2 pseudogenes are annotated in these 793 nt (G+C 53.2%); both read right to left on the bottom strand.

What is annotated here, in order from left to right:
- Window positions 1–210: 210 nt before the first annotated feature.
- A pseudogene (locus NP589_RS21580) lies at window positions 211–360 on the bottom strand (ATP-binding protein); the annotation flags it as partial.
- A 231-nt stretch (window positions 361–591) separates the two neighbouring features.
- Window positions 592–793: pseudogene (locus NP589_RS21585) on the bottom strand (hypothetical protein); the annotation flags it as partial.

A 793-nucleotide genomic window follows, 5' to 3' on the forward strand; every position in this document is an offset into this window, starting at 1 on the left:
CGCGACGCACTAGGCGTGCAGTCCAAGTTCTGACCTTGCCCCTATTTCGCGGAATGTTCTCTGAGTGACAAATTTAAGGAATCTCTGAACAAGTTGATTCCGTTCATGGTTCGACAAGCTCGTAATGAACGGAACAATGTAATGGTCAACTAAAACCGGACACCTACCCAGCCACATTTTTCAAATAATCCCGCTCGAATTGAAGCGGGGGATGATCAAGGACGTTTTCTCATACAGATGACTGATGAGGTGGAATAGCAAGGCGCCACCTGATGTCGGGAGCGGCAAGTAGACCAGTTCATCGAGAATGACGGCATCTATGTGTCGCAGTTGCTTGGCCAGATTGCCACCATCCCCAGAGGGCGGTGGCTAAATGGGTTTTGCCGGCGCCAGTGCCGCCTTGAGTCGATAATTCAAGCTGCGCGCCTGACGGTCGGCCTGTTCGGCGGCAATCAGACGGTCTAGCCAGACTTCCGGCATCACCGGTTTTTGCTGACTGCTGTATTCGGTTTGCCACTTGTGCCCTTTGGTTATTCGCTCCAGGCAGCGGCCATGCCGAACAAGTGCAGTTCTTTCGAATGAGCGCTACGATCAATGGACATGATAGAGGCACCGTAAGCTGTCGTAACGGCTGCAATCGGCGACGGGCTCCAGCGCGAGTGTCGGTGTTGAGACCGGCGTTTCGTCGAGTGTTTTAGGTTTGGGCGCTTCCGTCAATCGGCGCATTTCGTTGCTGATGATGCCTGTCAGCAACGTGTAGCTCAGACGAAAGTGTGCTACCTTGATCGCTTGT

Source organism: Methylomonas rosea (assembly GCF_024505055.1).
Taxonomy (GTDB): Bacteria; Pseudomonadota; Gammaproteobacteria; order Methylococcales; family Methylomonadaceae; genus Methylomonas; species Methylomonas rosea.